Below are 24,357 nucleotides of genomic sequence, written 5' to 3'. Positions count from 1 at the left end.
CCCACGCCGGGTGCTTTTTCTATGTCTTTAAGAAAGTCTTGGATCGGAAAGGAGTCTTTCTACTTCTTCTTTATGATGTGTTTCATCGGCAATTAGGTCCTCCAGTTTTACCACCAATTCGGTATAACCGAGTTTTTCTGCCTGTTCTTTGCGCTTTTCATAACGGTCAATGGTGGCTTTTTCTGCATCCAGCGTAGCCTGCAACAGTTCCTTTACTTCGGTAGGCTGCGGAACTTCAGCAGACTCGGTTGTCGGTGTTCCGCCAAGGGATTTGATTTTTTCGGACAGATATAATGCATGTCCAAGTTCGTCATTGATTTCAGCTTCGAAAAATGGTTTGAGTGAGGAACGATACAGCCCGGACACTACAGATGCACTATAGGTATACTGGATGGCTGCACCATATTCATGTGCAAGATCTTCATTCAATCCATCAATCAATTGTTTTAGTTCTTGTTCCATTATTTGATCCCTGCCTTTATAATTTTTAGTAACTCTATAGTTTACTTTTCCCCGGACGGTTTTTTTGAAACGTGATATTGGGTATCGTGGAAGAGAAAGGAAGTGAGGCAATGAACATCCATAAAAGAAACTATATCGTCCTGTTTCTGCTTGTCCTGCTGCTTTTTATGACCGGCGTGTGGATCGCAAAAATCATGGCAGGGTCTGTCCCCTATGTCGATCAGTGGACAAGAGAGCTGGTAGGCATGGTTGATGGGACAGCTGTTTACACCTTTTTCCGGTGGATGACCGAACTTGGCTCCGGCACGTTCCTGACTCCTTTTACTATTATAATGGCTGCAGTTATCTGGCTCCTCTACCGCCGCTTTCTTCCTGCTGTTATCTTTGCAGGCGGAACACTGTCTGCACACTGGCTCAATTTGATGATAAAGGAAATAGTGAATAGGCAGAGGCCGAGTCTCCTCCCGTCAGCAGAAGCCGAGGGGTATAGTTTTCCATCCGGGCATGCGATGATTCCTATGGTATGCTTTGGACTGCTGGCTTACTATCTGGGGAAAAAAATGTATTCAGCCAGAACGGTTTTTATCATGCAGTTAGCCTTTGCTTTGCTGGTCTTTTTGATAGGCATCAGCCGTTATTTTCTGAATGTCCATTATTTGACGGATGTTGTCGCGGGCTTTTTTGTCGGATATCTATGGCTTTTGGGGTGGATAGCCCTTGATCGGTTTCTGGCCAGGCGCCAAAAAGAATAGAAAAGGTTCATAAGATTGTCAAAGTTGTATTCTTTCTTCAGGCCGATGTCTTTGTTTTTCGGGGAACGGGCTGTATAATGTTTAGTGTAAAAGAAAAGGGAAGGGTTTAGCCATGACAGATTATAAGGGCAAGGTAGTAGAAAACCTCCTGTTCTTTATTTGGGGGGTAGCACTTGTTGCGACGGCGGGCAGCTTGTTTTATTCAGAAGTGATGGGCTATACGCCATGTATGCTATGCTGGGTGCAGCGTATCTTCATGTACCCGTTAATCATCATTTACGGCACAGCCATCTGGAAGAAAGATGCCAAGATTGCACTGCCGGGATTGATCTTAAGCGGAATCGGCATGATGGTGTCCATCTATCATTATATGGTACAGAACCTTCCAGCACTCCAAGAGGCTGGGGAAGGCTGTGGGCCCGTAGCCTGCAACCTGAAATATGTGAACTATTTCGGATTTGTGACCATCCCTTTTTTAGCGGGGACAGCATTCATCCTAATTTTTATCATGCATGTAATTATCTTAAAACAACAGAAGGGGAAGTAAATCATGCGAAATAAGATGTTGATATTCGGCGGTATCGTAGTTCTTCTGTTTATCGCCCTTTATTTTGTAACCAACTACCAGAACAACCAGGCCGTAGAGAATAGCGGCAACCCATATGGAAAAGAAAATTTGGACCAGGCAACCATTGACCAGCTGGACGATCCGAACTATCAAAACCAGATCCGCCCTGAGGAATTGAGTGAACGGATCGAAAGCGGGGAGCCGACCACTGTCTATTTCTACAGTCCGACATGTGTATACTGCCAGCAGACCACTCCGAAGCTAGTGCCGCTGACAGAAGAGATGGATGTGGAAATGGTCAAACTGAATCTGCTGGAATTCGAAGATCAGTGGGGGACCTATGGAATTGAAGCAACACCTACCGTTGTCCATTTCGAGGACGGGGAAGAAGTTAGCCGGATCACCGGTGCCCATCCCGAAGAAAATTTCCGTGCGTTTTTCAATGAAGTAGTGCTGAGTGAGTAAGAAGCTAACCAGTGACTAAAGGTCACCCTTTCTAAAGGGCCTATTAGTCAGCTGGTTAGCTTTTTTATGGGGCTATTGCTGTTGATCCCCTTCTTCATCCTTTTTCATGTGGTAGGAAGTGATGAAAGGGCGGTCGGCGAAATAGGCAGGAGGCTTGGAGTCCTGGCTCTTATGCGCCTCTTTGAATTGATCGGAGTTCTTCCAGTTTTCGAAGTCCTCCTTGGACCGCCATTGGGTCATCACCACATAGGTCTTACCGGTCAGCGGCCGAAGAAAACGGAAGGCCTGGAAGCCGGGCATGCTGTCGACTCCGTGCTGACGCTGTTTAAAGCGCTGTTCAAAAGAATCCCGGCTGTCTTCGAGTACAGGGATGTTGTTCATCACTACATATCCTTCATCCTCTATTTCTCCATTTTCGCTGATAATTTCATACTCATTCCCTGCCGAAAATACATTTTTATTTTGGTTTTCATAATAAGCGAGGGTCCCAGTACCTTGCCCCATTAAATACAAGCCAAGGTCTGGATGCTTATCTACGAGCTTTTCCAAGAAATCCCTGGTCCCCAGTGTCATATAAGCTTTCACGCACAACCTCTCCTTTCTTTATCCTTACTGTCATATTACCCTATTTTTACAGCGGCAAGTCAAGTGTACACCATTTTATAATTATTATTATCTGATACATGATATTAACACTTTTCCGCTGTTGAAAAGTGTCGTATAATGGAAGAGTAAATGTGTAGAGGTGAACAAATGTTTAGAAAAAATAAAGAAGACCGGCCGCGCTCGTTCGGCTGGAAAATAAAATGGCTGCTGATCGGATTGGTTCTGCTGGCGGCACTAGGGATGTTGGGATATGGAGGCATTCTGCTGGGCGGCAAAATGGTCGTGGATGAAGAGGAGTTTATCCTTTCTGCTGCGACCACGATCGAAACCGCCGACGGGGAAGTGATTCAGGAAGTCTATCAGGAAAATAGGGATCCTATCCCGCTGGAGGAGATTCCTTCCCATGTACAGCAGGCCTTTCTCTCAGTGGAAGACAAAAGGTTTTATCACCATGCAGGGATTGATTTGAAATCGGTCACCCGTGCCGTGTATAAAAACATCCTGGCGATGGGGAAGGCTGAGGGCGGCAGTACCATTACACAGCAACTGGCGAAAAATTTGTTTCTTTATAACGACAAGACATGGTCCCGCAAGGCAAAAGAGGCTATGGCCGCCATTTATATGGAAAGACAGCTGACAAAGGATGAGATTCTGAAACTCTATTTGAATGAAATCTATTTCGGAGAAGGGGTCTACGGAATCGAGAAAGCGGCCAACTACTTTTTCTCCAAGCCGGCTGAGGAATTGACTATTTCAGAAGGCGCGCTCCTCGCTGGGATGGCCAAGGCGCCGAATGGCTATTCACCTATTACTTATCCCGAAAAAGCACTGGACAGAAGAAACACAGTGCTCTTGACAATGGAAGACGCTGGTGTCCTGACAGCAGAAGAGCGGATACAGGAGCAGGAGAAGTCTTTGGGCCTTGATATTTCTGAAAGAGAGGCTTCACCCTGGGTGGACAGCTATGTCGACCTGGTAATGAGGGAAGCTGCCGACAAATACCAGCTGTCGATCAATAAATTGAAGCAAGGCGGCTACCGAATCGTCGTCAATATGGATGAATATGCCCAAAAGGCTGCCTACGAGGCTTTTCAGGATGATTCCTATTTTCCTGGGAGTACAGAGGGGGTAGAAGGGGCCTTCACCATGATGGAACAAGACACCGGGAGGGTGACAGCTGCCATTGGCGGCCGGGATTATCAGCTTGGCGACCTGAACCGGACGGCGGTTACCAGACAGCCGGGCTCGGTGATGAAGCCGCTAGCCGTATATGGACCCGCGCTGATGCAGACGGAGAAATATACCCCGTATACCCTTGTGCTCGACCAGCAGATGGAGAGTTACACCGTCTCCAATGTGGACGGGCAATACAGTGGGGCAGTTCCCATCTACCATGCGCTGAAACAGTCGAAAAATACGTCTGCAGTATGGCTCCTTGATCAGATCGGCATTGATTATGCTAAAGGCTACTTGGAAAAGATGAATATTAATCTGGATGATGACAGCGGCCTTGCAATTGCTCTAGGCGGACTGAGTGAAGGTTTGACCCCCCAGACGGTGATGGAAAGCTATGCAGTCTTCCCGCGGGGTGGTGAATTCATCGATTCGTATACCATTGAAGAGATCTACGACCGGAACGGAGAACTGATTCATCAAGCCGATCCCAAGACAGAAGAGGTGTTCAGTACTCAGGTGTCCTGGGATATGACGGAAATGTTAAGGGCGACAGTGGAGAGCGGAACAGCCACAGCTGGGGAGTATCCGAAGCAGTTGGCGGGAAAGACAGGTTCGACCCAGCATCCATTTGTAGAAGGGGAAACGAATGATGCCTGGTTTGCCGGGTTTACACCAGACTATACAGTGGCCGTCTGGATGGGCTATGACAAGGTCGATGAAAACCATTATCTGACAGAAGGCAGTTCTTATCCTACCGCCCTGGCCAAAAAAATATTGACGGACATCAATAAGCAAGAACCGCTCACGGAATCATTCACGAAGCCAGAGGCTGCAGAGCCCCTGCCTGAGCCGGTGGAATTGCCGCAGGTGACCGAGCTCCAAGGAAGTGTTTCCTTCGGCGGCTATTCCCTTTTCCAGGGGAAACTGACCTGGAACGGCTCTGAGGATCAGCGCGTTGTCTATCGGATTTACCGGGAAAAAGAAGGAATAGACGAACGGGTCGGGGAAGTGGAAGGGGACACCGAGTTCGAAATCGACGGGATGGATGTCCTTAGGTCCCACCGTTATTATGTGGTTCCATACGACCCGTTGACGAAGTTGGAAGGAGAGCGGTCGAGATCGATCAGTTTCCGCGATTAATTTAGACAAAATGATGACAATCAGTCCATTGTCCTATACAGCTTTCAGCTAAATGGTTATAGTTAACAATGGAGTGAAGTTGGAAAAGGGTGGAAAAACATGGCAAAACAGATAAACGATACGATATTACGAGCATTTAAGGGAGAGGCAGTGGACTATACACCGGCCTGGTATATGCGCCAGGCCGGCCGTTCCCAGCCGGAGTACAGAGAACTGAAAGAGAAATACTCCCTATTTGAAATAACCCATCAGCCGGAGCTATGTGCGTATGTGACACGGCTGCCGGTGGAGAACTATGGCGTAGATGCCGCTATCCTCTATAAGGATATCATGTCACCGCTGCCGTCCCTTGGTGTGGACGTAGAGATTAAATCTGGGATAGGACCGGTTATACATAACCCGATAGAAAGCTATCAGGACGTGGAAAAGCTCGGCACCATCAATCCAGAAGCAGATGTACCATACGTGCTTGATACCATCCGCCTGCTCACAGAGGAGCAGCTCGATGTGCCCTTGATCGGTTTCAGCGGTGCCCCTTTTACATTGGCAAGTTATATGATTGAGGGCGGGCCCTCAAAGAACTACAGCAAAACCAAAGCATTCATGTACCGGGAGCCGGAAGCATGGTTTGCATTGATGGATAAGCTGGCGGATATGACCATTACATATGTAGAGGCCCAAATAAAAGCAGGGGCAAGGGCCATCCAGATCTTTGATTCCTGGGTTGGAGCCTTGAATGCTCCTGATTACCGCCTGTATATCAAGCCGGCAATGACAAGGATCTTTTCGGAGCTCAAACGGCATGATGTACCGCTGATCATTTTCGGTGTGGGGGCAGGGCACCTGCTCACAGAGTGGAATGACCTTCCTGTCGATGTCATCGGACTGGACTGGCGTACCTCTATTCCTGAGGCAAGAGCAATGGGGGTTACCAAGGTATTGCAGGGAAATCTGGATCCAGCTATCCTTGTTACGGAATGGGATCTAATAGAGAAGCGTACCAAGGACATCCTCGATGCAGGCATGGTTGATGGCAGACATGTCTTCAATCTTGGCCATGGCGTCACCCCGGATATTCAGCCGGCAACATTGAAGAAGCTGACAGATTTGATCCATTCACATTCGAAGAGATAACTGACAGATTAGAATTATTACAGAAGAGGTGCTGAAAATGGCAAAACAAAAAATGGGTTTACTCGTAATGGCGTATGGAACTCCATATAAGGAAGAGGATATCGAACGTTATTATACTCATATCCGTCATGGAAGAAAACCTGCGGAAGACGCATTGCAGGATCTGAAGGACCGGTACAAAGCAATCGGTGGAATTTCTCCTTTGGCAAAGACCACCGAGCAACAGGCCCATGCATTGGAAGCTAATCTGAATGAAGCACAAAATGAGTATGAGTTTAACGTATATATCGGCCTGAAGCATATTGAGCCATTCATTGAAGATGCCGTGGAAGAGATGGCAAAGGACGGAATCACTGAGGCGGTATCCCTTGTACTTGCCCCGCACTATTCCACCTTCAGCGTGAAGTCTTATAATTCAAGGGCCAGCGAAGAAGCCGCCAAGCATGGTATTACCATCCGGTCGGTGGAAAGCTGGTATGCAGAAGAAGGATTTATCAAGTTCTGGGCGGATGGAATCAAGAAAATATATGCCGATATGCCGCAGGACGAGCGTGATAAGGCAGTACTGATCGTCTCTGCACACAGCCTGCCTGAGAAAATCCTGCAAAACGGCGACCCATATCCGGATCAATTGAAGGAAACGGCCGACTTGATTGCCAGAGAAGCAGGCATTGAAAATTACGAACTGGGCTGGCAAAGTGAAGGGAACACTCCCGATCCTTGGCTTGGACCGGATGTACAGGATCTTACCCGCGACCTTTACGAACAGAAAGGATATCGTTCTTTCGTCTATGCTCCTGTAGGTTTTATCGCCGATCATCTGGAAGTGCTTTATGATAATGATTATGAATGCAAAGTTGTCTGTGATGAACTGGGTGCCAATTACCACCGCCCGGACATGCCCAATGTCCACCCGCTATTCATCGATACATTGGCGAAAGTCGTAATGGACAAAGTGCGTGAAGTGAAATGAAGCGTAAAAAAATAGCTGTGATCGCCGGCGGAATCACCGGGCTTTCCGCTGCTTACTACCTTCAAAAAGAAATCAGGGAACAGAAACTTCCATATGATATAAAATTGATAGAATCCGACCATCGTCTCGGCGGAAAAATCAAGACTCTGAAGCGGGATGGGTTTACCATAGAGCAAGGGCCGGACTCATTGCTTGCCAGAAAGCAGCCTGCCGTGAAGCTAACAAAGGAACTGGGCTTGGAAAATAAAGTCGTCCACAATGCGACAGGCCAGTCTTTCATGCTGATGAAGCGCAAACTCTATCCAATGCCGAAAGAAACTTTCATGGGCATCCCGAAAACAGGGAAATCCATCCGCTCTACGCAACTTGTCTCCATGAAAGGCAAGCTGAGGGCGATGATGGAACCGCTCGTTCCTAAAGGGAAGGAAGACGGAGACCAGTCCCTTGGTCAATTTTTCCGGCGCCGATTTGGTGATGAGCTGCTTGTGAACCAAGTGGATGCATTGCTGTCCGGCATCCAATCTGGAGATATCGACAAAATGAGCTTGAAAGCCACCTATCCTATGTTCCATAAGCTGGAGCAAGAATATGGGAGTGTCATGAAAGGCCTCCGCAAAACTATGCCGGCACCCAAGAAAAATGCCGGCAACAAGTCGGCCAGTGCCTTTTTCTCCTATGAGGGAGGGCTGGACACACTTGTTGCGCGACTGATTGATGAGTTGGAGGAGGGGACTGTTCAGCTGAACACGGCGGTGGATCACATAGAGAAGAAGGAAGATGTTTATCATTTGCTTCTCAGTGATGGGACGGTCTATAAAGCGGATGCTGTCATATCCACCACTCCCCATTCGGCCGTACCGCGGATGTTCAGCCAGTATGATTTCTTCAAGGTCTTCCAAGACGTGCCATCTGTTTCAACAGCTAATGTCGTGTTGGCATTTGATCGGTCGGCACTCAAGAAGGATATCGATGGAACAGGCTTTCTTGTGTCGAGAAACAGTGACTACCGGATTACTGCTTGTACTTGGACACATAAAAAATGGCCTTCCACAGCACCGGAAGGGAAAGCCCTCCTGCGCTGCTATGTGGGCCGTCCAGGTGACGAGGAGATCGTCGACTTATCCGATGATGAAATTACGGATATTGTACTGAAGGACTTGAAAAAAGTGATGAAGATCAAAGGGAAGCCGGAGTTCAGGGTCATTACCAGATGGAAAAATGGACGGCCGCAATACCATGTCGGACATATCGAACGTCTTGCCGAAGTTCGTGCAAATATGGCAGACCATCTGCCCGGTGTTTATCTTGCAGGTGCCTCTTATGAAGGCGGCGGGATTCCGGATTGTATCGAGCAAGGGGAACAGGCAGTGATGAATGCATTGGACTTCTTGAAAGAATAGATAGATAGATAGAAAGCCGGTATGAAGCATAATTGCTTTGTACCGATGTTTTTTTGGATAGGGAGAAATGTTGTGGTTGGTGAAAATAACCGTTTCAGAAATATACTTCGCTTTCCGCTGACGGCTGTGAGCCACCTTGTGCTTCGCACTACGGTGTCTCGCCTAGGCCTTTCCTGTCGCAGGAGTCTACGTATATTTCCTCCGCTAATTGAGTGGATTATCCGTCTGTTGCGTTGAACAGCTAGTTTTGTTCCTTGTTATTCCATTGTAGTGCAATCTTACTTATACAAAAATGAAATGAGAAAATCGGACAAACTAGAAATATTGTTTAGTAGAGTTAGCCGCTTCGGAAATATGCTTCGCTTTCCGCCGGCGGCTGGAGAGCCACCTTCGTTCTAGCGCACTGCGGTGTCTCGCCTAGGCCTGTCCTCCCGCTGGAGTCTGCACATATTTCCTCCGCTAATTGAGTGGATTATCCGTCTGTTGAGTTGAATAGTTAGTTTTGTTCCTTGTTACTCAATTGTAGTCCAACCTCCCTTATGCAGAAAAACGGCCGGGATCCCGGCCGTTTTACTTATGCATTATTTCATCACTGATAGCTTTCCTCCAGCTGATCTACAAGGGAGCCTACATAGGCAACGGCCTCTCTGACAGCATCCGGATTGGACATGTCGACGCCTGCCTGTTTAGCTAGGTCGAGCGGTTTTTTGGTGCCTCCGGCTTTCAGCACTTCCAGCCAGCGGTCGACGGCTGGCTGGCCTTCTTCCCTGATGTTCTTCGCCATAGCCGTAGAGACAGTTAATCCAGCAGAGTAGGTGTATGGATAAAGTCCCATATAGTAATGGGGCTGGCGCATCCACGTCAGGCCGGCTCCTTCATCAAAGGTTACCGCATCGCCCCAGAAGTTTTCCAAGGCCTCCTGTTTTTGCTGTGATAAAACAGCGGCAGTAAGCGGTGTGCCCTGTTCTGCCAAGTCATAAACTCTGCGCTGGAATTCACCCTCTAACAGATGTGTCACAAAATTGTGGTAGTAGGTCCCCAGCAATTGGGTGATCACCCAGCGTTTCATCCGTTTATCCGTTGTCTTCTGCAGCAGATGATCGGCCAGAAGCAATTCATTCATGGTGGAAGGTGCTTCGATAAAGTAGGTGGAAGCACGTGTATTAAACAAGTTCTGATTTTGGCCGGCAAGGTAGAAATGTCCTGCATGCCCTAGTTCGTGCGCCAGGACAAATGCCCCCCGCATCGTGTCGGTCCAAGTGATCAGTATATACGGATGGACACCATAAGGGCTGGAACAGAATGCCCCAGTTGCTTTCCCCACATTGTCCGATCGGTCCACCCAGCGTTCACTGACACCTCTCTTCATTATATCGAGATATTCCGGACCCATGATCTCGAGTGCTTCCAGGATGGTGGAGGTTGCTTCTTCATAGGTGGTCTTTGGATTGAACTCTGGGTCAAGCGGTGCTTTTAGATCTGGAACCCTCATTTCATCCAGCCCCAGTTTTTCTTGCTTGAGTTTTGCGAACCGGCGCATATGCGGTGTAAGTTCTTTCTGGATGACATCCAGCTGGTTATGGTACATCTCTTTGGTTACCTGCTGTGGCTGCAGCAGCATATCGGTGACGGAATCGTAACCGCGCAGCCGCGCCATAGTCACTTCTTTTGTCACCTCCGTTGCATAGGTAGCGGCAAAGGTGTTTTTATATTGGTTCAGTGTATGGATAAAAGAATCATAGGCATTACGGCGTGCTGTTGTATCGGATGTAAATTCATAGCGGTCCTCATAGAGGGCAGCAGACATTGGCTGCTCATTTCCTTCTTCGTCGGTTATCGAGTCGAAAACCATGTCCGATGATTTGCTGCGCTGGTAGATCATATACGGCGCATTATGTACCTCACTAAGGGCAGCCAGTGTTTCCTCTATTTCAGGTGCCAAGGAATAAGGCTTCTCTTCGGCAATGTCCTCCAGCACCTTCCGATAGGTTTTCAGCTTTGGCTGCTTGGACAGATAGTCTTCCATCGTTTCCTTGGACAGTTGAAGCAATTCGGATTGGATGAAGGCCAGCTTGGAGCTGATTTTGGCCATAGCGGCACCCACCTTGGCAGCATCCCGCTGGTTGTCAGGGTCGGAGCCATCTGCATTGGCGCGAAGATTGGCATGGGTAGCTACGCGGATGGCACGCTGCTCGAATTCCTCCTGTGCCTGAAGCCCTTTAAGCAGTGTATCCGGATCGGCGGTCAGTTTCCCTTTATATGCAGTTACATGTTCAACGTCTTTCTGGATTGCTTCCAATTCTTTTTCCCATTCCCCATGATTCGGGAACAGATCAGTCAAATCCCATGTTTGTTCTTCCGGCACTTGGCTGCGCGTCCGTCTGTCGGCAGATTCTGTCATAATAAAAACCCCTTCCTTATTAATTCGGCACTCTAATTATTATAATAAAAACAATAATGAAATGATAATAATTTAGGGAGAGGGCAAAGAATCGGCGTGAGTCCGGGATGATTCCATAAAAATACGGCAGCTATATAAGCTGCCGGTAGAATTTTAGTATTTGTTATAGTACAGTAGAATTGTTGTTATAAATCCCGACTGGTTGTCTTTCCCCCGGGACAGTATCTATCTTATTTATCTTATCTAGCTGGATGGTCACATTCGTCACACAAGTTTCCGTAGCAATCCGCTTTCTCGACAATATCGCTTCCACATTGCTTGCATTTCTTTTTAGGCAACGTTCTGAAAAATTCAATTACGTTTTGCATGTGATCCTCTCCTTTAAGTGGTTGTTCTCATTGTAATACAACAGTATTCGATGTGTCAACACTGTGTTACAACAAATTTAAAAAAATGGAGTGATTTTTCATGAAATTAACCGTTATCGGTGTGTGGGGAGGCTATCCGGCACCGGATGGAGCAACTTCCTCCTATTTACTGGAAAAAGATGATTTTTCCCTGCTGATTGATGCGGGAAGCGGATCTTTATCCAAACTGCAGAAGTACAAGCAGCTGGATGAACTGGATGCCGTCATCCTTTCCCATTATCATCAGGACCATGTAGCCGATATTGGTGTCCTGCAATATTCACGGCTCGTCCGGTCATTTGTGACAGGAGCAAAAGATGTTCTGCCGATTTATGGCCATCAGGAAGACAGGGAAGGATTTGCATCACTCACCCATGAATATACAAAGGGGATTCCGTATGACCCATCTGACAAACTGAAAATAGGCCCATTTGAGATCAGTTTCCAGAAATCGATTCACCCTGTACCATGCTATGGCATGCGCATCAGTGACGGGGAAAGTGTCCTAGTCTATACGGCAGATACAGCCTATCAACCGGAGTGGATACCTTTTGCAAACAATGCCGATCTATTGATCACCGATTGCAATCTCTACGCAGAGCAGGATGGTTCCAAAGCAGGCCATATGACAAGCAGGGAAGGCGGACGCATTGCAGAAGAAGCCGGCGCGCGAGAGCTGCTGCTGAGTCATTTGCCACAGTACGGGGACAACCGGCAGCTCGTACGGGAGGCAAAGGAGGTATACAGCGGCAGAACGGACCTGGCAAAGGAAGGGATGGTATGGGAAAAATGAGGGATTATCTTTGATTATGGGGGACTTTTAACTTACACTTGATGTAGAACATCATGATTGCAGAGGAGGAAGGAAACAGTGAAGTTTATCGATAATCAGGGAATTACTGATCCAATGATCAATCTGGCAATTGAAGAATATATCTTGGAAAACTTCGGAGAGAAGGATACATACCTGCTGTTCTATGTCAACCAGCCATCCATCATCATCGGCAGGAACCAGAACTCAGTCGAAGAGATCAATACCGAATATGTGGATAAGAATGGTATCAAGGTGGTGCGCCGATTATCCGGCGGGGGAGCCGTCTATCATGATGAGCAGAATCTGAATTTCAGCTTCATCACCAAAGATGACGGCGAAAGCTTCCAGAATTTCCAGAAATTCACCCAGCCGATTGTAGATGCTTTAAATAAGCTGGGAGTCCCTGCGGAGATGCAAGGAAGAAATGACCTTGCCGTTGAAGGGCGCAAAATATCGGGGAATGCGATGTTCTCCACCCGTGGAAGGATGTTCAGCCATGGCACACTGATGCTGGACTCGGAAATTGAAAATGTGGTCGAAGCCTTGAATGTCAGAAAGGAAAAGATCGAATCCAAGGGGATCAAATCCATCCGCAGCCGGGTGGCCAACATCTCCGAATACTTGGATGAGAAAATTTCGATGGACGAATTCAAGGAACTGATTCTGCGTCATGTCTTCGATGTGGAGGATGTGAAGGATGTTCCGGAATATAGGTTGACAGATGAAGACTGGGAGAACATCCATAAAATTTCGGAAGAGAGATACCAGAAATGGGAATGGAATTATGGTAAATCCCCAGCATATAATGTGCGGGAGTCCCATAAATTCCCGGCAGGGTTCGTAGATGTGCGCTTGGATGTCAAAAAAGGCATTATCGAAAATTGCAAGATTTACGGGGACTTCTTCGGCATGGGCAACATTGCCGAACTAGAAGACAAAGTGACGGGCACCCGCCACGAACGCAAGGCTCTTGAAGAAGCGCTTGCCGATGTGGATGTGTCCCATTATCTCGGTAAAATCTCCAAAGAAGATTTTCTCAGCTTAATCTACTAATGATTAGGTTGGGGAAAAGTGCTTTAGGAAAGCCGAACATCATTTTGGCCAGTGGAGACAACCGCTGCCTGAAATATATTTCCATTTCCCCGGGTGGCTGTGAGCCTCCGAGTGCTATCGATCTCGGGGCTCCATCCAGGCCCTTCCTCCTGTGGTATCATAAAATCCATAATAAAAGAATCAAGAGATATTTGCAGCTTTTTACTATCTTTTTATCTGAAAATTTGATAGATTTATGTTAGCCGCTTCCTTTTCCATAACGGAAAGGAATGATTCTATTGTTTAAAGACTTCTACATCCCATCCTACGAAATTACTCCATTGACCATGGCGGTCATTGCCAAGCCGCAAGGAAATAAAGATGGTGCCTCCTACGTCCTAGAAGAAGAGCTGGAATATACCATCGAAGCTTCCCCCAGCAAGGTAATGAACGATGCCTGCAAATATCTTGGCTCCAGCCTGAAAGGAAGGCAGGATGGTACGCGTGAGATTTGCGGCATTACCCATAAGGCTCCAATTTCTATCGACCCCTCCAGCGGGATGTACTTCTTCCCGACAACTTCACCATCAAATCCGAAATGTTCATGGATCGCCCACTCGCATATCGACCAAGTTAACAAGGCTCCCGACAACTGTACAGAAATCCTCTTTCATAATGGCAAAAGGATTGTTCTGAAGGTTTCCTATGGATCGATGCTTAATCAAGTGCAGCGGACAGCCCAGTTCCGTTATCTGTTGGACCATCGGATCAAGTATTTGCAGAGGCATGCGGCTGATCTGGTTGCAGAGCCGCAGCCATAAGCTCCTGGACGATCGCTTCGACCTTCATTCTAATGGCTGGATTGAAATAATTCCGTTTCTCCTCATGTCCTCCAGAGATGAAAAGGAAGGTGGAAAAGGAGTCATTCCTGTTGAGGCGGACAACCCGAATGCTCTGTTTATTCATCTCCTGCCGCAGTCTGCGGCGTTCCTCCACGGCTGCTTTTTCCATATCTTGCAGTAATTTGAGGTAAGGGCCTTTTATTTTAAACGGCCCGTTTTGGATATGGCCGGTGTCCTGGCGGATGACCACGATTGCCATGGAAAGGAACAGGAAACGGGCAGCCAGTTGGAATTCCTCTTCTGAAAGATAACGCATGAATAACCCTCCTGACAGAACGTTTGTTCTATTATTTCATATTATATGCTACAAGCAGGGGATATTACAACAAAGTATCCTCAAATTTTAGTAAAATATAAGGGAAGCGGCAAATTTTCCAGTTATTTGCATGACGATATTTTAGAGCAAGCGTTTAAAGGGTATAATTCGTGTAGGTTGATACATATGAGGAGCTTGGACTAGATGTATTTATTAAGCACAGTACTATCAGATTGGCAATCAGAAATTGAAGAGGAGGGGTTTGAAGCCTTTATCCTCCAACTATTAAGTGAATATGAAAGCCTGGGTCCGCTTCCCGGGTTCTTTCTTCCGTTCCTAGAGGCTTTTCTGCCATTTCTTCCGCTTGTAGTCTTCGTATTCGCAAACGCTGCAGCCTATGGTCTGCTGGAAGGATTTCTGTTGTCCTGGCTCGGAGCGTGCAGCGGTGCGGTTATCATTTTTCTGCTCGTCCGCAGGCTCAGCGGAAGGCGATGGGTAAGAAAGTTTAGGGAGCATCAGCAGGTAAGGAAGGTGACTACATGGGTGGAACGCCATGGATTCGGCCCGCTGTTCCTGCTGCTCTGTTTTCCTTTTTCCCCTTCAGCGGTCATCAATGTGGTCGCCGGCCTGTCCAAAGTAAGCATCTATCAGTTCATCTTGGCGGTCATGTTGGGGAAAGCGGTCATGATTTTCTCCATCGCCTATGTGGGATCGAATGTGATGGAGTTTGCCCAGAACCCGGTAAAAACTATTGTAGTGATCAGCTGTATCGGGCTGTTCTGGATGATTGGAAAGTATGTGGAGAAAAAGTTGCACCAAAAAGCCAAGTTAAAGGAGAACCCGAACTTTACCAAGGATTAAAATATCTCCTAAAGGGTATTAAGATGTTGAATGCATCATGACCCTGGAGGAAAGATATATGAAAAATACCAATTATCGCAGACTGATCATGGTGGCAGTTTTTGCCCTTGGTGCTGTACTGGTTTTCCGGTCTTCCCTGTTTGCCAGTTATGTGGTAGATGGAGAGTCCATGGAGCCGACACTTTATGATGGCAACCTGATGATGGTTAATAAAGTGATTTATGATGTCACGGATATAGAACGGTTTGACGTGATCGTCTTCCATGCCAATCCGGAGGAAGACTATGTTAAACGAGTGATCGGGCTTCCAGGTGATCAGATAGAATATAAGGATGATAAGCTGTACGTAAATGGAAATTATATAGAAGAAGAATTTTTGGAACCATATGCCAAGCAAAGTGAAGCAGAGCCATTCACGGAAGATTTTACCTTGGAAGAGGTGACCGGAGAGAATAGGGTTCCGGAGGGGAAACTCTTCGTGCTGGGAGATAACCGGCAGGACAGTCTGGACAGCCGGTCCTTCGGCTTTGTTCCCCAGGACGCCCTGGTAGGAAAGGTTGGTGTGAAATACTGGCCGCTTACCCAGGCGGATCTGACTCTTGGCAAATAGCTGTTCGATGACTCCTGCCTTTGGTAAAATAAAAGGCAGGAGTTTTTATTGTTTAGGCAGTGATAAATTCTGAGGTGGTGCGACGCCGGTTCATCCTGCAGGTGCGGATATTTTCCGTGAATGGCTGGCCGGACGCTTGCGCCTTTGTTTATGCATGATAATAAGAAAAACTTTTATAGATCAACACAACCATTTTTGAAAAGGAGGAAACAGGATGGGGCTCCGATTCCTATTAGGAAGGGCTGGCACGGGGAAAAGCGGCAGGACAATGGATGAAATTAAAGAAAAGCTGCTGGATGACCCAAAAGGCGCGCCGATTTTTTACCTGGTCCCTGACCAGATGACGTTCCAGCAGGAGTACTCCCTTTTTAATGATCCATCGATTCAGGGGAGTATCCGTGCACAGGTCGTCAGTTTTTCCCGCCTGGCATGGAGAATCCTCCAGGAAACCGGGGGAGGGACCAGACAGTTCATCAGCTCGGTCGGGATGCAGATGATGCTGCGGAAAATCATTGAAGAAAAACAGGGGGACTGGCAGGTATTTCAGAAGGCCATGGAAAAGCAGGGGTTTCTAGGGCAGCTGGAAGGAATGATTACAGAGTTCAAGCGATATGATATACCGCCTGAGGCGCTTCGCATGCAGATTGATGACATACGCGGCTATGTTCACCAGGAACCTGGAGAAGAACCGCTCGCCAGAAAACTGGAGGATCTGCTGTATATCTATGACCGGCTGACCGAAGCCTTGAAAGATCAGTATATTGATAGTGAAGACCAGCTTCGCCTGTTGGCGGAAAAAATCAGAGAGTCTTCCTTGCTCGAAGGCGCTGAAGTCTACATGGACGGCTTTCACAGCTTTACACCAAATGAGCTGATCGTGGTGGAAGAACTTTTGAAAAAGTGTAAATGCGTTACCATCACCCTTACGATGGATCCGGAGAAGGAAGGGGACGTTAATGAGCTGGACCTTTTCTATCAAACTGTCGAAACCTATCATACACTTCAGGAAATGGCCAGGGAGAGCGGCATCCCCTTTGATGGTACGGAGGTGCTGAAGCCGGAGGAGGGCAGGTTTTCGGATCGGCCGTTCTTTGCTCATCTGGAACGCTATTTTGACGTACGTCCTGCACCGGTCTTCGAAGGAAGCTCGCCTGTCCATATCGCCGAGGCTGTCCATCCACGTGCAGAGGTGGAAGGGGCTGCCCAGGAGATTCTTCGCCTGGTGAGGGAAGAGGGCTACCGCTATAGGGATATCGCTGTTTTCATCCGCCAGACGGAGACATACCATGATTTGATAGATACTGTATTTAGAGATCACGATATACCGGTATTTATCGATGAAAAGCGGACCATGCTCAATCATTCCCTGATTGAATTCATCCGTTCCATTCTGGATATCGTGGAGGGGAACTGGCGGTATGATGCAGTGTTTCGGGCCCTGAAGACAGGTTTCATACCGGCATACGACAAGGAATGTCCACTGACGGATGATGCCATTGATGAACTGGAAAATTATGTTTTGGAATATGGCATCCGCTCCCGTGACAGCTGGTTCAGTGAGGAAGAGTGGGTTTTCCAGCGTTTCCGCGGCTTTGACCAAGCTGCCCAGACGGACGCCGAAAAAGAGACACAGCGGCGGATCAATAAGTATCGCCGGCAGGCTACCAGTGCGTTGAAGTCCTTTGATGAAAAAATCCGTCGGGCCGATACGGTCAGGGAACTATGCGAGATTACCTATCTCCTGCTGGAAGAGCTGGAAATACCTGGACAGCTCGAGCGGACGAGGGAACAGTATGATGAAAAAGGTGAAATAGAAAAAGGACGGGAACAGGATCAGGTCTGGGATGCAGTCATCCAGCTGTTTGATGAAATAGTAGAGATGGCCGGCGAAGAGAAGATGTCTCTTTCCACATTCAGGAAGGCATTGGATGCAGGCTTTGAAACATTGAAGTTCGCCCATGTGCCGCCGACCATGGATCATGCCATCGTCGGTACGATTGACCATTCCCGGATCAGCGGCATCAAATGTTCTTTCTTGCTCGGGGTGAATGACGGTGTATGGCCGATGAAGCCGGCGGCAGACGGGATGATTAATGAACAGGAAAGGGAGCTGTTGCAGGAACACGGCTTGAAGCTTGCTGATACGAGCAGGCGCCAGCTCCTTGATGATTGGTTTTATATGTATACGACGTTCACCTCGGCAAAGGACAAATTGTGGATCAGCTATCCGCTCAGTGATGAGGAAGGGAAATCCAAGATGCCTTCCCAGCTCATCAAGCGGGTGGAGGATCTGTTTCCGGTCTGCTGTGATCATATCTTGCTCCAAGACCCGGATGAGCTGGTGGAAGCCGACCGGTTTATTACCACACCGGTAAAAACCAGGTCCGCCCTGACCGCTCAACTGGCAAGAAGCTTGAAGGGATATCCGGTCAAGCCTGTTTGGCGCCATGTCCTGAATTGGTATATCGGCAATCATGAGAAGTACGGAACGACCTATACGATCCTGCAAAGTCTGCATTATGAAAACAAACCAGTAAATCTGTCATCAGACACGGCGGAGAAGCTTTATCCGAAGCAGGTGAAGGCAAGTGTATCACGGCTGGAATCTTATTACAGCTGCTCCTATCAGCACTTTGCCAAATACAGCCTTGGACTGGATGAGCGGAAAACATATAAATTGGATGCCCCTGATATCGGCCAGCTTTTCCATGAAGCGTTAAAAACAATCACGGAATGGATCCAGCAGGAGGGCAGGGACTTTGCACAGTTGACAAAGTCGGATACGAATTCTTACGCGCGGAAAGCGGTAGGCAATCTGGCGCCAATTTTGCAAAATCAGATACTGCGCAGTTCCAACCGCTATAAATATATCCAGCAGAAGCTCGAGCAGGTGATTGCAAGGGCAGCATTCGTACTGAGTGAACAGGCAAGGCAGAGCAATTTCTCCCCTGTCGGCCTAGAACTCGGTTTTGGAGTGAATGAACAGCTGCCGCCGCTCAGCATGCCGCTGAAAAACGGCTATGAACTGATGCTCAGGGGGAGAATCGACCGGGTAGACAAGGCGTTGACGTCCGATAATCTGCTCCTCCGCATCATTGATTACAAGTCGAGTTCGAAGGGGCTGAGCCTGCTGGAAGTGTACTACGGGCTGGCCCTGCAGATGTTGACCTATCTAGATGTGGTGCTCACCCATTCAGAAAGCTGGCTGAAGCAGAAAGCTACGCCGGCCGGAGTGCTTTATTTCCATGTTCATAACCCGATGATTTCAAGCGAGGGCAGGCTGAGTGATGAGGCGATCGAGGAAAAGATTTTCCAAAAATATAAAATGGATGGACTGCTTCTTTCTGATGAAGAGACGGTGCAAGCAATGGACACCTCGATGGACCCGGGGAAGAGAAGTGTGATTGTGCCAGCCGGCTTGAAAAAAAATGGCGGATTCCGCAGCGATTCCAAAATTGCTGATGAAGAGACATTCCATAGCCTCAAGCAGCATATGCACCGATTGATGCAGGATGCCGGCCTGGACATTACCGAGGGCGGCGTCCATCTGAACCCATACCAGCATAAGCAGAATGTCGCTTGTACGTTCTGTCCCTTCCATGCGGTCTGCCAATTTGATCCGATACTGGAAACGAATGATTACCGCAAGCTGAAAGATATGAAAGATAATGAAATACTGGACAGGTTAAAACGGGAGGAGGAGCAGAATGGTTAGTTGGACAAGAGAACAGGAAGAGGCCATCTATACAGACGGAAAAGATGTACTCGTGGCAGCCGCAGCAGGATCCGGAAAGACCGCTGTGTTGGTCGAGCGAATTATCCAGAAGCTGCTGCGGCGGGACCACCCGGTGGAGATTGATTCCCTTTTAGTCGTGACATTCACCAATGCGGCCGCCCAGGAAATGCGCAATAGGGTCGGCGAGGCACTGGAGTCCGCCCTGGCGGAGAATCCTGCTTCCATGCATTTGAAAAAACAGCTGTCCATGCTTCAGACCGCATCCATCTCCACGCTGCACTCCTTCTGCCTCGACGTAATCCGGCAGTATGCATATCTTCTGGATATTGACCCGGCTTTTCGGATTGCTGATGACATGGAGGCCGATCTGCTCAAACAGGAGGTGCTCGATGACCTGTTTGAGGAATGGTACGGAAGCGAGACGGAACAGCAGGAGAGCTTTTTCCAAGTGGTCGACCGGTTTTCCAATGACCGCAGTGATGTGCAGGTGGAGGATCTGATTTTGAAACTCTATGAGTTCGCTATGCAGAATCCCTATCCCGATGAATGGCTGGATTCTCTTGCCGAGACATATTCCATTCCTGATGATTGGCGGGAGGAAGAACTCGATTGGCTGAACATCATGAAACGCGAAGTCCGCAATACCTTTGAAGCTATCCAAGACGAGATGGAGCTTGCCATGGAGATGACCAGGGAAAATGATGGGCCCTATCAATATGCAGAAGCCATTGAGTCGGATTTGGAATTGCTTCAAGGAGCTTTGAGCCGCCTGGACAATTGGGACGCTCTGGGCGACTTTATCAGCCAAGCGGATTTCAAGACATTGTCACGTAAGAAAACCGAATGCAATGAGGATAAGAAGGAACGGACAAAAAAGCTGCGAAACAGCTATAAAAAACGCTGGAATGGCATGAAGGACAACTGGTTTACACGTGATTTGAACAGCCATGTGGAAGATATGCGCGAGATCGCCCCTATCATCCGCCGGCTGACAGAACTGGTGAAACAGTTTAAGGCAGGCTTTACAGAACAGAAGCGGGAGCGGGCACTAGTTGACTTTTCCGATTTGGAACATCTTTGTCTGGAACTACTGATAGACAATGAAGCTTCCACCACCAATCATCCGGTTCCGTCCACGGTTGCCAAAGAGTACCAGCGCCGGTTCAGCGAGGTGCTGGTAGATGAATATCAGGACACGAACCTTGTACAAGAAACGATTTTGACCCTGATCAGTGACAGGAATGGGCCGGGAAACATGTTCATGGTAGGGGATGTAAAACAGAGCATCTACCGTTTCCGCCATGCCGAACCTTCCCTGTTCATCGATAAGTATAAACGTTTTGCCGGAAGCGGCCATCCTGCTGCCCGTATTGATTTGGCAAGCAATTTCCGAAGCAGGGAGCAGGTGCTCAGCGGCACCAACTTCATCTTCCGGCAGATCCTTGATGAAGAGGTAGGGGAAATAAGCTATGACGCCGATGCCGAATTGATCTATGGGAATAAATCCTATGATGAGCTGCCATTTCCATCACCAAGCCCAGAGCTCGTAATTATCGACCGGGAAGCGGAAGAAGAATCAAGTGACGAAGAAGGCGAAGATTTTCAGGATTTGGAGAAGGCCCAGCTGGAGGCAAGGGCCTATACAGAAAAAATAAAAGAATGGATTGGGCAGAAAGAGGGAGGACCCCTTCAGGTTTTTGATAAGGAAACCGGAGCCCAACGAGATTTCCAATACCGGGATGCCGTAATTCTGCTGCGCTCGATGACATGGGCGCCGACCATTGCCGATGAATTGAAAAAACAGGGGATCCCCGTATATGCAGAGCTGTCCACAGGTTATTTCGAGGCAATTGAAGTGAAAGTAATGATCAGCTTCCTGAAGGTGATCGACAACCCAAGACAGGATATCCCACTAGCTTCTGTATTGAAGTCGCCAATCGTAGGCTTGAATGAAGAGGAGCTGGCCCAGATCCGGCTTGCTGATAAGTATAATTCCTTCTATGATGCTCTTCGGGAATACCGCAGGCAGCACACCGGGAAAACGGCCGATACGGTTGAAAAGTTTCTCGGCCGACTGGAGGATTTCCGCCTGCAGGCCAGGCAGGGGGCTCTAGCTGAACTGATCTGGGACATATACCGGGTGACCGGTTATTTCGATTTTGTCGGCGGCATGCCGGGAGGAAGACAGCGCCAGGCAAATCTCCGCGCCCTCTATGACCGGGCACGCGGCTATGAAGCTACTTCCTTCCGCGGGCTATTCCGTTTTCTGCGCTTCATTGAAAGAATGGAAGAAAGAGGAGATGACCTGGGAGCAGCCAGGGCATTGAGTGAGCAGGAAGACGTAGTGCGGATTATGACAATCCATAAGAGCAAGGGACTTGAATTTCCGGCTGTCATTGTTGGTGCAATGGGCAAGGAATTCAATATGCAGGATCTTAATCATAAATACCTGCTGCACAAAGACCTTGGCTTTGCCAGTAAATATATTGATCCTGTCAAGCGCATCACCTATCCTACCCTGTTCTATCATGCGCTGAGAAATGAAAAGAAGCGCGAACTGCTGGCCGAAGAAATGCGTGTTCTGTATGTGGCACTCACCCGTGCCAAGGAAAAACTGGTGATGGTCGGCAATGTCCCTTCCTTTGAGAAGAGGAGGGAGGATTGGGAAAAGATGCTGGATCATGCCGACTGGGTAATGCCTGCCCATTACCGGATGGCCTCCAAAACCTATCTGGACTGGGTGGGGCCAGCCTTGATCCGCCATCAAAACAGCAGTGAATTAAGAACGGAAGAAATACATGACGCTGTGTTGGATGACATCCAGGTGGACCCTTCCAGTTGGAAAGTTTCCATCGTCCATGGCAGTGAGTTCGCCAATCAGAAAGACCGCTCAGAGGAAGAGGCTAAGGAACTGATAGGGCATCTAATCGATTGGAAGCCAGTAGAAGCTGAGAGCGAAGAATTACACCAAATGGTAGAGGAGAGGCTTTCCTACCAATATCCTTATCAAGAAGCAGCCAGATATAGAGCAAAACAAACCGTCACTGAAGTGAAAAGGCAGCGGGAAATCGCTGACGAGTACAGCTCGACCCAGCTGGTGGAGGAATACCGGCCTCCAATCATCAAACGCCCGAATTTCATGCAGAAAGAGGAAAAGCTAACTTCTGCTGAAAAGGGAACGGCGATGCATACGGTCATGCAGCACCTGCCGATGGACAGGACTTTGTCGGCCCGTGAGGTACAGGAGCATGCAGAAAGATTGGCAGATAAAGAGATTATGACAAGGGAAGAGGCAGACGCGGTGGACGCCCATGCCATCGAGGAATTCTATCTTTCCGATATAGCAGCCTACATCAGGGCACAAGCATCCGACTTTCAAAGGGAGGTTCCATTCAGTCTTACCCTTCCAGCTAATGAGGTATATGCCAATTGGCAGTCCGGCTCGGATGAGACAGTCTTGCTGCAAGGGGTAATTGATGGACTGATTCCTAAAGAAGACGGGTGGATCATTCTGGATTATAAAACGGACGCCATTTGGGAAGAAGTCACCGATGCCGTCAAAGAAAGACTCATCAACCGTTACCGGACACAGATGGAACTGTACCGATATGCCATCGAGCATATATGGAAGCAGCCAGTAAAAGAAACATACCTATATTTCTTCGACAAGGCACTACTCGTCAGAGTGCCTTGACTTACCAACCAGCTCCCTTTTGGGCAGCTGGTTTTTTTATGGGAAACGCTGATACCCCGGGGTGCAAGCGGATAAGTTTGCTGTCCTGGCGATATTTCGGAGCACCCGCGGATAAATGCGCTGTCCTAGCGATACCCGCGACCACCCGCGGATAAAACCGCTCTCCTGCTGATATCCCATAACCCCCCACCAATAAACTTTGTTCACCATTTCGCCATAATATCTTCAGGGTTTGACGAAAATCACTGGCTCCCGGTAATTTATCTCACTTATCCTCCAGCAAAATTGAATTATGATAAAGACAAGAAATAAACAAGGGGGTTGATGAACGATGGCAACTGCAAAAGAGATCAAGCAGAAAGCAAATCAGCATGAAACAGAATCATTGAAGGGTGCGTTATTTTCTTCAGTAGTGTTCGTCGGGGGCGGCATTGTCCTGTTCTTCCTGTTACTTTTCATTTTATATATGGTTCGACTATGAAGGAGGTATTCATATGAAACTGCATCGCCATGAAGAGATATGGCTGATTATCGGGGTGGGTATTCTGGTACTCAGCATGGTTGTGACCGGCTACCAGACATTTGCGCTCGGTATGGGGCCGCCTAGTGACAAGGATACGATTGATCCTCAGAAAGTGGATGAGACGTCTCCGTTTGATAATCCAGGAGTCTATGAAATCGGTGAAAATAAATATGAAGTCATTATGACATTGCAGGCATTCGGTTTCACGCCAAACGAAATTGAAGTACCAGCAGGAGCGGAAGTGACGTTCCGGATGACTTCCAAAGATGTCACCCACGGCTTTCAGATCGCCGGCACCAATACAAATGCGATGGTCATGCCGGGACATATCCAGACCATTACGGAAACTTTTGATGAACCCGGTGAATATTTGGTGATCTGCAATGAATACTGCGGGGCCGGGCATCAGATGATGGGGACTACAATTACAGTGAAATAAGGAAGG

22 protein-coding genes are annotated in these 24,357 nt (G+C 48.1%); 16 read left to right on the top strand and 6 right to left on the bottom strand.

The features are described 5' to 3' along the window. Positions 1-27: 27 nt before the first annotated feature. Complete coding sequence (locus ACFODW_RS16765) at positions 28-462, bottom strand: ferritin-like domain-containing protein (protein WP_390307938.1); 435 nt, start codon at positions 460-462, stop codon at positions 28-30. Between the two features lie 110 nt (positions 463-572). Between ACFODW_RS16765 and ACFODW_RS16760 the strand changes: the two genes are divergently transcribed. From ACFODW_RS16760 to ACFODW_RS16750, 3 genes are all read left to right on the top strand, one after another. Next, positions 573-1,214 (top strand): phosphatase PAP2 family protein, encoded by a 642-nt coding sequence (locus ACFODW_RS16760; protein ID WP_390307937.1) that lies wholly within the window; start codon positions 573-575, stop codon positions 1,212-1,214. Positions 1,215-1,326: 112 nt separating this feature from the next. Further along, the gene (locus ACFODW_RS16755; protein WP_390307936.1) at positions 1,327-1,761 is read left to right on the top strand and encodes a disulfide oxidoreductase; all 435 of its coding nucleotides are present in this window, start codon (positions 1,327-1,329) and stop codon (positions 1,759-1,761) included. A gap of 3 nt (positions 1,762-1,764) precedes the next feature. Continuing rightward, on the top strand, positions 1,765-2,247 hold the full coding sequence (locus ACFODW_RS16750; protein ID WP_390307935.1) for a thioredoxin family protein: 483 nt from the start codon (positions 1,765-1,767) through the stop codon (positions 2,245-2,247). A 72-nt stretch (positions 2,248-2,319) separates the two neighbouring features. Here ACFODW_RS16750 and ACFODW_RS16745 read toward each other — a convergent pair whose 3' ends face one another. Then, on the bottom strand, positions 2,320-2,832 hold the full coding sequence (locus ACFODW_RS16745) for an antibiotic biosynthesis monooxygenase family protein (RefSeq protein ID WP_390307934.1): 513 nt from the start codon (positions 2,830-2,832) through the stop codon (positions 2,320-2,322). A gap of 168 nt (positions 2,833-3,000) precedes the next feature. Here ACFODW_RS16745 and ACFODW_RS16740 point away from each other — a divergent pair, with 168 nt between their 5' ends. The 4 genes from ACFODW_RS16740 (at position 3,001) to hemY (ending at position 8,676) form a co-directional block, all read left to right on the top strand. Continuing rightward, positions 3,001-5,169: a transglycosylase domain-containing protein gene (locus tag ACFODW_RS16740; protein ID WP_390307933.1), complete on the top strand. Its 2,169-nt coding sequence runs from the start codon at positions 3,001-3,003 to the stop codon at positions 5,167-5,169. 99 nt (positions 5,170-5,268) lie between these two features. Beyond that, a complete protein-coding gene (hemE, locus tag ACFODW_RS16735; RefSeq protein WP_390307932.1) occupies positions 5,269-6,303 on the top strand; it encodes a uroporphyrinogen decarboxylase in 1,035 nt (344 codons plus the stop codon). Positions 6,304-6,340: 37 nt separating this feature from the next. Beyond that, complete coding sequence (gene hemH / locus ACFODW_RS16730) at positions 6,341-7,276, top strand: ferrochelatase (protein ID WP_390307931.1); 936 nt, start codon at positions 6,341-6,343, stop codon at positions 7,274-7,276. Beyond that, a complete protein-coding gene (gene hemY / locus ACFODW_RS16725) occupies positions 7,273-8,676 on the top strand; it encodes a protoporphyrinogen oxidase (RefSeq protein ID WP_390307930.1) in 1,404 nt (467 codons plus the stop codon). The genes hemH and hemY overlap by 4 nt, the downstream gene beginning before the upstream one ends. 589 nt (positions 8,677-9,265) lie before the next feature. Here hemY and pepF read toward each other — a convergent pair. Beyond that, the gene (gene pepF / locus ACFODW_RS16720; RefSeq protein WP_390307929.1) at positions 9,266-11,077 is read right to left on the bottom strand and encodes an oligoendopeptidase F; all 1,812 of its coding nucleotides are present in this window, start codon (positions 11,075-11,077) and stop codon (positions 9,266-9,268) included. A 239-nt stretch (positions 11,078-11,316) separates the two neighbouring features. Beyond that, positions 11,317-11,445, bottom strand: coding sequence for a protein YhfH (yhfH, locus tag ACFODW_RS16715; protein WP_390307928.1), 129 nt, complete (start codon positions 11,443-11,445; stop codon positions 11,317-11,319). A gap of 100 nt (positions 11,446-11,545) precedes the next feature. Here yhfH and ACFODW_RS16710 point away from each other — a divergent pair, with 100 nt between their 5' ends. The 3 genes from ACFODW_RS16710 (at position 11,546) to ACFODW_RS16700 (ending at position 14,151) form a co-directional block, all read left to right on the top strand. Then, a complete protein-coding gene (locus ACFODW_RS16710) occupies positions 11,546-12,277 on the top strand; it encodes an MBL fold metallo-hydrolase (RefSeq protein ID WP_390307927.1) in 732 nt (243 codons plus the stop codon). A gap of 78 nt (positions 12,278-12,355) precedes the next feature. Further along, positions 12,356-13,351: a lipoate--protein ligase gene (locus ACFODW_RS16705; RefSeq protein ID WP_390307926.1), complete on the top strand. Its 996-nt coding sequence runs from the start codon at positions 12,356-12,358 to the stop codon at positions 13,349-13,351. Between the two features lie 278 nt (positions 13,352-13,629). Then, the gene (locus tag ACFODW_RS16700) at positions 13,630-14,151 is read left to right on the top strand and encodes a competence protein ComK (RefSeq protein ID WP_390307925.1); all 522 of its coding nucleotides are present in this window, start codon (positions 13,630-13,632) and stop codon (positions 14,149-14,151) included. Here ACFODW_RS16700 and ACFODW_RS16695 read toward each other — a convergent pair. Continuing rightward, positions 14,099-14,488 (bottom strand): hypothetical protein, encoded by a 390-nt coding sequence (locus tag ACFODW_RS16695; RefSeq protein ID WP_390307924.1) that lies wholly within the window; start codon positions 14,486-14,488, stop codon positions 14,099-14,101. The two genes, ACFODW_RS16700 and ACFODW_RS16695, sit on opposite strands and share 53 nt — an antisense overlap. Positions 14,489-14,692: 204 nt before the next feature. On the opposite strand from ACFODW_RS16695, the gene ACFODW_RS16690 reads away from it, so the two are divergent. The 4 genes from ACFODW_RS16690 to addA all read left to right on the top strand — a co-directional run bounded on the left by ACFODW_RS16690 (position 14,693) and on the right by addA (position 23,389). Further along, positions 14,693-15,349, top strand: coding sequence for a TVP38/TMEM64 family protein (locus ACFODW_RS16690; RefSeq protein ID WP_390307923.1), 657 nt, complete (start codon positions 14,693-14,695; stop codon positions 15,347-15,349). A 58-nt stretch (positions 15,350-15,407) separates the two neighbouring features. Beyond that, positions 15,408-15,959: a signal peptidase I gene (lepB, locus tag ACFODW_RS16685; protein ID WP_390307922.1), complete on the top strand. Its 552-nt coding sequence runs from the start codon at positions 15,408-15,410 to the stop codon at positions 15,957-15,959. A gap of 214 nt (positions 15,960-16,173) precedes the next feature. Then, positions 16,174-19,674 carry a helicase-exonuclease AddAB subunit AddB gene (addB, locus tag ACFODW_RS16680; RefSeq protein WP_390307920.1) on the top strand — a complete coding sequence of 1,167 codons (3,501 nt, stop codon included), beginning with the start codon at positions 16,174-16,176 and terminating at the stop codon, positions 19,672-19,674. Then, a complete protein-coding gene (gene addA, locus ACFODW_RS16675) occupies positions 19,667-23,389 on the top strand; it encodes a helicase-exonuclease AddAB subunit AddA (protein ID WP_390307919.1) in 3,723 nt (1,240 codons plus the stop codon). The genes addB and addA overlap by 8 nt, the downstream gene beginning before the upstream one ends. A gap of 36 nt (positions 23,390-23,425) precedes the next feature. Here addA and ACFODW_RS16670 read toward each other — a convergent pair whose 3' ends face one another. Beyond that, positions 23,426-23,569: a hypothetical protein gene (locus ACFODW_RS16670; protein WP_390307918.1), complete on the bottom strand. Its 144-nt coding sequence runs from the start codon at positions 23,567-23,569 to the stop codon at positions 23,426-23,428. Between the two features lie 151 nt (positions 23,570-23,720). Here ACFODW_RS16670 and ACFODW_RS16665 point away from each other — a divergent pair, with 151 nt between their 5' ends. Continuing rightward, positions 23,721-23,870, top strand: coding sequence for a hypothetical protein (locus ACFODW_RS16665; RefSeq protein WP_390307917.1), 150 nt, complete (start codon positions 23,721-23,723; stop codon positions 23,868-23,870). A 13-nt stretch (positions 23,871-23,883) separates the two neighbouring features. Continuing rightward, positions 23,884-24,351 (top strand): cytochrome c oxidase subunit II, encoded by a 468-nt coding sequence (locus tag ACFODW_RS16660; RefSeq protein WP_390307916.1) that lies wholly within the window; start codon positions 23,884-23,886, stop codon positions 24,349-24,351. The last annotated feature ends 6 nt before the right edge of the window (positions 24,352-24,357 follow it).

Source organism: Virgibacillus sediminis (genome assembly GCF_042643265.1).
GTDB classification, from domain to species: domain Bacteria; phylum Bacillota; class Bacilli; order Bacillales; family Amphibacillaceae; genus Virgibacillus_O; species Virgibacillus_O sediminis.
Note: the sequence above shows the minus strand (reverse complement) of the source record. Positions and strands in the feature narration are given on the sequence as shown.